The organism is Azospirillum sp. SYSU D00513 (assembly GCF_017356015.1).
Taxonomy (GTDB): Bacteria; Pseudomonadota; Alphaproteobacteria; order Azospirillales; family Azospirillaceae; genus Azospirillum.
The window spans coordinates 67615-73704 of the sequence record NZ_JAFIQV010000037.1 but is presented as its reverse complement, the minus strand read 5'-3'; the positions used below and the strand labels follow the sequence as shown (position 1 = coordinate 73704).

8 protein-coding genes and 1 pseudogene are annotated in these 6090 nt (G+C 61.1%); 2 read left to right on the top strand and 7 right to left on the bottom strand.

Going from position 1 to position 6090, the window contains the following annotated elements; translation table 11 throughout:
• Nucleotides 1–942: AAA family ATPase (locus JUB11_RS33290; protein ID WP_207461311.1), on the bottom strand; the 942-nt coding region annotated here is incomplete at its 3' end.
• A 250-nt stretch (nucleotides 943–1192) separates the two neighbouring features.
• Here JUB11_RS33290 and JUB11_RS33285 point away from each other — a divergent pair.
• Together JUB11_RS33285 and JUB11_RS23975 are read left to right on the top strand one after the other, a co-directional pair.
• Nucleotides 1193–1291: pseudogene (locus tag JUB11_RS33285) on the top strand (DUF2934 domain-containing protein); the annotation flags it as partial.
• The gene (locus JUB11_RS23975; protein WP_247887282.1) at nucleotides 1292–1855 is read left to right on the top strand and encodes a hypothetical protein; all 564 of its coding nucleotides are present in this window, start codon (nucleotides 1292–1294) and stop codon (nucleotides 1853–1855) included.
• 192 nt (nucleotides 1856–2047) lie between these two features.
• Here JUB11_RS23975 and JUB11_RS23970 read toward each other — a convergent pair whose 3' ends face one another.
• From JUB11_RS23970 to JUB11_RS23945, 6 genes are all read right to left on the bottom strand, one after another.
• On the bottom strand, nucleotides 2048–2668 hold the full coding sequence (locus JUB11_RS23970) for a hypothetical protein (protein ID WP_207461309.1): 621 nt from the start codon (nucleotides 2666–2668) through the stop codon (nucleotides 2048–2050).
• A 299-nt stretch (nucleotides 2669–2967) separates the two neighbouring features.
• A complete protein-coding gene (locus JUB11_RS23965; RefSeq protein WP_207461308.1) occupies nucleotides 2968–4206 on the bottom strand; it encodes a hypothetical protein in 1239 nt (412 codons plus the stop codon).
• Nucleotides 4207–4345: 139 nt separating this feature from the next.
• Nucleotides 4346–4531 carry a hypothetical protein gene (locus JUB11_RS23960; RefSeq protein ID WP_207461307.1) on the bottom strand — a complete coding sequence of 62 codons (186 nt, stop codon included), beginning with the start codon at nucleotides 4529–4531 and terminating at the stop codon, nucleotides 4346–4348.
• A 102-nt stretch (nucleotides 4532–4633) separates the two neighbouring features.
• The gene (locus tag JUB11_RS23955) at nucleotides 4634–4861 is read right to left on the bottom strand and encodes a hypothetical protein (RefSeq protein ID WP_207461306.1); all 228 of its coding nucleotides are present in this window, start codon (nucleotides 4859–4861) and stop codon (nucleotides 4634–4636) included.
• A gap of 57 nt (nucleotides 4862–4918) precedes the next feature.
• Nucleotides 4919–5416, bottom strand: a complete 498-nt coding sequence (locus JUB11_RS23950) for a hypothetical protein (RefSeq protein ID WP_207461305.1) — start codon at nucleotides 5414–5416, stop codon at nucleotides 4919–4921.
• Nucleotides 5417–5494: 78 nt separating this feature from the next.
• The gene (locus JUB11_RS23945) at nucleotides 5495–6004 is read right to left on the bottom strand and encodes a hypothetical protein (RefSeq protein WP_207461304.1); all 510 of its coding nucleotides are present in this window, start codon (nucleotides 6002–6004) and stop codon (nucleotides 5495–5497) included.
• Between the last annotated feature and the right edge of the window lie 86 nt (nucleotides 6005–6090).

The following is a 6090-nucleotide window of genomic DNA, read 5'->3' as shown; positions in this document are numbered from 1 at the left end:
GGCTCGGCGCCGGCCCACCCAGCGCAATCCTCGATTTCGACATAACGTGAGACGAGCCACCCTCACCTCGGCAGGGACATGGGGTCTAGCCGACTTCGGCTCCAGGCGGGCTCGCAGCTCCGCGTAGGCGGCCTGTGCCTCCTCCACCGTGTCGTACGCGCCCTGCTCGACACTCCAGGTCACCGCCTCAGTGACGCTCCGGAAGTTGACGACATTGGCCGGGATGGCGTGGACCCCATCATGTGCCCCGGAGGTCTGACCTTGACCCGCAGCCGCCGTCCCGTAGATCGCCTCCTCGATGCGCTCCGGGACCCCTTTCCAGAAGCCCTCCGTGTCCCACACCACCATCCCCGCCGGCCCTTCCCGCGACCACTCCACCAGGACGCCGCGGCGGTCCCTGTCTCGCACGATCCGCAGGCTGGCGTTCAGGGAGCGCTTCAAGCGCTCGCGCTCGATCTCCGGCAGGGTTTCCCGGGTGCGCTCCTTGCCGCTCAGCTGACCTTTCTCCAGGTGCCACACGAACACGACGTCGGTGCCAAAGCCGGTGATGGCGTCTTGCAGGAGGCGCATGCGCTCCGCCTTGTCCACCCAGGCCTGGTTCTTGTTCGTGTTTCGCCCAGCCACGTTGTCGAGCATCGAACGAGAAATCGACGCCCCAATGAGCGCGGAGAGGGAGTCGACTGCGATGGTGCGGATGCCGGAGCCGGGGAGGTTGGCCGCGAGCAGATCCTGGATCCGCTCTACGGACCTGTGATCCGTCGGCTCTGCGCTCAGCTCGAACAGATCGCCTCCCTTCAACTCATGCCGGCGGCCGTCGGCGTCGATCATGAGGCAGGGCTGCTGCATGGCGAGGAGGAAGTGGCTCTTGCCATCGCCGGCGAAGCCCTTCAGAGCCCAGCGCCGGGGCGGACGAGCGTTGGCGTTGACGCGCTTGAAGGCCATCGAGCACTCCGGGAAGAGAGGTCGCCCCACACGCAATGTGTTCTGGCGAGGCGAGGTGAGTGGCGCATCATAGCAAGGCGTTCCTGATTTGTACCGCTCATTTGTCGGTTCTTAGAAGTTTTTTTGCAAGAACGCGCAGTAATGCCAATGTCTGTTCCTGACAAAGGAGCCTTGTGGGGTTAAGGCTCGCCCAACATGGAGAGCATGCGGCTTGTCCGTCGCATGTCCAGACTGGACAGGAGAGTGCCGAATGTTTGATCGGGAGCAGCGCATCCGAGACCGCGCATATGCCATCTGGGAGCGGGAGGGGCGTCCAGAAGGAAAACACCACGAGCACTGGGCGCGGGCCATGAAAGAGATCGTCGATGAGGATCTCGCCGCCGGTCACGTCATGACCGACAACGCGCCGGCAGAGCCCTCTGCCCGTCCCGCCGGGCGACGCAGGAAGGCGTCCGCGCCTGATCCCGTCCACGAGGAGGGTCCGGCGCCAAAGGCGGCCAAGCCCTCCAAGGCGGCGAAGACGGCCCACAAGGAGGCCGTCCTGGACGACAGGAAGGTGGTGCTCGCCGTCGAAAAGAACGCCGAGGACACCGCGCCTGAGCTGGCTGCCGCCACCGTAGCCGACCCAACGCCGAAGAAGCCCGCTAGGGCACGCAGGACTGCTTCCCAGGCGATGGCAACTCCGGTGCTGCGGGATAGCGCTCCAACGGCTCCCGCCCCACTCCCAGATGCCCCAGAGACGGTTACCACCGCACTTGAAGCGCCGGCTGACAAGAAGACCACTGCCACACGCGCCAAGTCGGCATCTAACCGCTCGAAAGCCTCAAAAGCTGTTTGGACGCCCGCGGATATCAAGCCAGCGCCGGAACGGAAGGCGTCGGGGACCCGTCGCCGAGTGGTGGCCACGAGTTGAGCAGTTGTGCCTAGCGGATGCGGCAAAGCGCTAAGCGAAAGATGCCCCTGCCGGGCCGTGAGGCCGGAATGGGGCTCTGCACCTATCTGAGCGTAGGGCACGCGAAAGAGACGGGACGATCGGCCCATCGCTCAGGCCGACCGAACGGCGCAATTCCGCTTTGTCCATAAATAAACGGTGGGTAAGTGGGTGTTACGAAGTTTCGTCCGTGCTTTGCTGCTTCAGTTGCTTGGCATAGCTCTGAACCACGCTTTTCTCAACGCCGAGAGAAGCTGATAGCTTTGTCCAATTTACTCTCTTCCCGCTCGCAACAGCCTCGAAAATGGCCTGTTGTTGATCTCGCGTGAGCGCGGGGGGCTTTTCCGGCCGCCTCAGTTTCATTTTGAAGGCTTGAATCATCAACCCTGCGCTTGTGCGACCTGGTAGGAATGGGAGGATGTGATCGATAATGGCCGCTTGCGGATAGTGAACCCTTAGAATTTCCTTTTCTTCCTCAGTCCAAGGTGTGGACCCTCTCGCACCTTTTTTGACAGGGGTTTTGCGCTTGGGCTTCACCGGGAGGATATGCTCCCGCGGATTTACGCCCCCTTGTTCGTTGAAGACAATCCCTTGAGCCTCGAAGGCCGCTTTCAGGCGAAGTACGTTATGGGGATGCGTGTATTTGCGAGTGCTCTCGAAAGCCAGAACGGTCTGGACGGCTGTCCCAGCCTTTTCCGCAAGCTGTTTTGATGTCCATTCAAGGAAGGCTCTTGCTGCACGGCATTGGCCCGGGGATATGATCTGGGATGCTGTATGGTTGCTAGCAGAAGCCATCGACTTATCGCTCACTTCGCAAATGGAATAATTACTGCTCTTGATCTCGCGCCTAGGGGAAAGGCTTGGGTATGGCCGCGCGCTGCCAACCAAGAAACATATACCCTAGGATCTGTCTTTCAGCAATGCCTTAGCGGAAGCATCGCTGGGCGGCAGGATAAAACTCACACTCCCTGAGACTGGGAAGTGGGCTAAGCGGCAACGGGGTTGGAACGCTCACCGGCTGAAACGGAAACGCCCCCTGCCCGCCAGATCGGCGAGAAGGGGGCGCACGCGATGTGTGCGATGTCAGGATCAGACTAGGCCGCCAAAGCGGTCAAGCTGTTGTCATCGCAGTCCCATTGGTCATCATCGAAATTCGTCAGGTCAGCGTCGCCAGAGAGGATCTCGCCAGCCATCTCGTGGACCCAGCGTTCGTTGATGTCGTTGTGCTCGACCTCGCCGTTCAGGACAAGATTTCGCAGGCGGTTGCGGGCCAGACGCTCGGCCCATTCCCAGCTTCCCCGGACAGGATTTGCCCGTGCCCCTTCGAGGAGCAGGGAGTCCTGAAACACGAAGCCAGGTTTGGCCAAGCGCCGGACCTGTTTGGTCGCCCACTGCTCCATGACGCCAGCCACGAAGGCATTGGTCTTGGAGAAGCTCACGTTCCCCAAAGGCTGCGCCTTAGGAGAAGCAACGTCGCCAAACAGATCCGCCGTGTCGGGAACGGACAGACGCGCTTTGCGGCCGCCCGTCCTGATCCGGTTCGCCAGTTGGCGGGCCGTCGTTCCGTAGGCCTGGCTGTCGACCGAGGCGATACGGTCCTCCAAGCCACGCACTGCTTCCGCAGCTTCGGACTTCAGCCCGAACAAGTGAAAGCGAACGCCTTTTGGAAGATAGCGGTCCAACACAGAGATGATATGGACCACACCGTTGAGGCCATTCACGTGCCGAGTGCACATAGAGCCAACACCTATGACGCTATACTCATCGATCCAAGGCATTCTTTCAGCGCACATCAAATAATCCTCGTGGCTGAAGCCTTGAATAACGGGCATGAAGCGGTCATTGATGCCGAGATCTAATGCCCTTATACGGCAGGCGTTGTTCAAGGCAACCGTGCCGGCAATGCGATCAAGCACCGCCGTCCGGTCTCTTGCGATTTTCTCTTCGACACATAGGTCCATGCTACTGAAGCGTTTCCAAGGAAAAGCGGCGGCAAGGTGCATGTACTCGTCAACAGAGAAGGTGAAGCCGCCGTAAAGAGCTGTAGCAACGTACCCGGCGCTATCAAGATGACAATCCAGGTCTGCTGCATTCTTCATTGAGTTCGTACTGAACCCGTTCCAGAGTGTGTATTCTGTTCTTAGTAGGAACGAATCCCACTCAGCTTCGGTCATTCTCGACTTCAGATCAGGCCGATCCGGCTCCGGCGCCTTCAGTCGTTGCCGGGAAAGCGCGTTAGCCGAGATCATGACCGGCATTTGCAGCTCGCGAGCCTTCTCGATGAGCGCGCGGCAGGACAGCCCGGGGAGACCCAGGATGAATTGCACTGGCATGTTGGTATCTCCGAGAGACACCACACCCCTTATCGGGACGCGATGTCCCAGTAAGGGGTGTGTGAGGGGTGCGGCCCTAGGGACCGCACCGTTTCAGCCGCGTGGATCTCCACACGGCAGTGGCTGCCGGCGTAGCCGATCAGCCTTCAGCTTCAACCAAGACCCGGCTGGTACCACCGACCTGAGATTGCCCATGGTCGATGGCGTCCCGTTCGGTCGGAAAAGGCCCGAAGTTCCGAACGATGTGGCCGTTGCTGGACACATAGCCGTACCACTCACCTTTCCCGAGCGGGTCGAGGTCTCGATAGACGTGCGCTTGCGGCATGATGCTGTCCTCGGATCGAGGGAGCCGCTTCGCGACCGGGAGAGGGCTCCCAGTGGGGTTGTTCGCGGCCATTGGACCGCGACGAGTGCGCTTTAGGGGTGGTTAACCGAAGAACTTGGAGGCGGTTAGAAATCCAACACCGACGGCGATCATGCCGCCAAGGCGGATCGTTAGATCCCGCTTCAGAAGCTCCAGGTCAATTTTCGTCGCAAGCTGAGAGAGGTCGTTCTGGCGCTGATCACGAAGGATCGTCGCCAAGGCCTCGGCTTGGTCCTCGGAGAAGTTTGCGCCCTTGAGGCGTTTCACCGTTTCGTGCGTGTCGTACGACATGGCCATAGTAAACCCTGCTTCGGGTGATTTGTGCCGAGCGCTTTCGAGACATCGCGTTCAGGCGGCTGCAGCGACAGCCCGCTTCTGTGTGTGCAGACGGAGCCTTGCGAGCCCACGAGACACCCAGGCTTTCGCAAAGTCCGGGTCCAGCGTGAAGCCGCGGCTTCCGTCGCAGGCACTCTCCGTCACACCGAAGCCAGTCCAGCTGGAGCAGGAGTGGTCGAAGAACGCCCATTTCCCGTCGAGCATGAACTGCATCAGGTCGCCAGCTTCCGCAACCCCACCAGTCCGAACCGGGAGGTTCGCCTGGATAAGGTCGCGGAACTTGGCTTTCTCGCCGAAGAGCGTGAACTCGACGTCGGCCGCACGGTCCGTTGGGCTGCGTTCCCACTCAACGATCTCGTGGATCTCGATAGGACCGCCCCAGAAGCCGTGCGCTTTGAGCCAATCGCGCGCCGTCATCTCGGCGCAGAAGGCCCGCATTGGACCGCCGATCGCCTGATAGTCGAACGTGACCATCCGGGCGGCGATATCCTTGATCAGCGCCTTTTTCATCGGGTTTTTCTCTCAAGTGAGGACGGAATGCGCCCCCACCGGGAGGCGCACCCGGAGGGTTGGTGTTTGACCGGCCGCTTAGGCGGTCGGCGTTTCGGTGTCGTCGAAGCTGGGCAGCTCCTCGTCATACGCGGCGTCGCCGTCGAGCAGGACGTAGTCGCAACCCAGGCTCCGGGCTCGGTCCAGGATGGCTTCAAGCACCGCCGGGATCTTCCGTTCCTTCACCGTGTCCGGATCGGAAACGTAGATCAGCCAGCCGTACTCCAACTCGTACGAGACCAAGCCATCCTTGCGGCTTTCGAGTGCCTGGCGGGACGCCTGATCGAGGTGGCCCGTGGATAGGTCCAGAAAGTTTCGGATGAGGTTGGTGCCCTTGGGCAGAACAGGTGCCGAAACGGCCCTGTCCAGCCGCTGGATGGCCTCGGAGAGGTTGCCCTTCTCCCAGCCCGCCAGCAGTGCCCGTGAAGCGGACAGCACCTCGTCTTGAGCGGCGAGGAGGCGCCTGGCCTCCTCGATCTCCGCAAAGTTCTCCTCCGCACCCGGCGACATCTGGGCCAGGGCGATGAGGGTTTCCAGGCAACTCTGCATGATCGGTCTCTCTCGTCAGGAATGGACAGAGCAGGACAGACCACTCCCCCGAGGGGGAGCGGTGTCCCCCTCATGGGTTCAGGGTG

Coding starts and splice junctions, on each gene's coding strand:
- JUB11_RS23975 (WP_247887282.1), top strand. CDS start 1,292: ATGAAAGAGATCGTCGATGAGGATCTCGCCGCCGGTCACGTCATGACC.
- JUB11_RS23970 (WP_207461309.1), bottom strand. CDS start 2,668: ATGGCTTCTGCTAGCAACCATACAGCATCCCAGATCATATCCCCGGGC.
- JUB11_RS23965 (WP_207461308.1), bottom strand. CDS start 4,206: ATGCCAGTGCAATTCATCCTGGGTCTCCCCGGGCTGTCCTGCCGCGCG.
- JUB11_RS23960 (WP_207461307.1), bottom strand. CDS start 4,531: ATGCCGCAAGCGCACGTCTATCGAGACCTCGACCCGCTCGGGAAAGGT.
- JUB11_RS23955 (WP_207461306.1), bottom strand. CDS start 4,861: ATGTCGTACGACACGCACGAAACGGTGAAACGCCTCAAGGGCGCAAAC.
- JUB11_RS23950 (WP_207461305.1), bottom strand. CDS start 5,416: ATGAAAAAGGCGCTGATCAAGGATATCGCCGCCCGGATGGTCACGTTC.
- JUB11_RS23945 (WP_207461304.1), bottom strand. CDS start 6,004: ATGCAGAGTTGCCTGGAAACCCTCATCGCCCTGGCCCAGATGTCGCCG.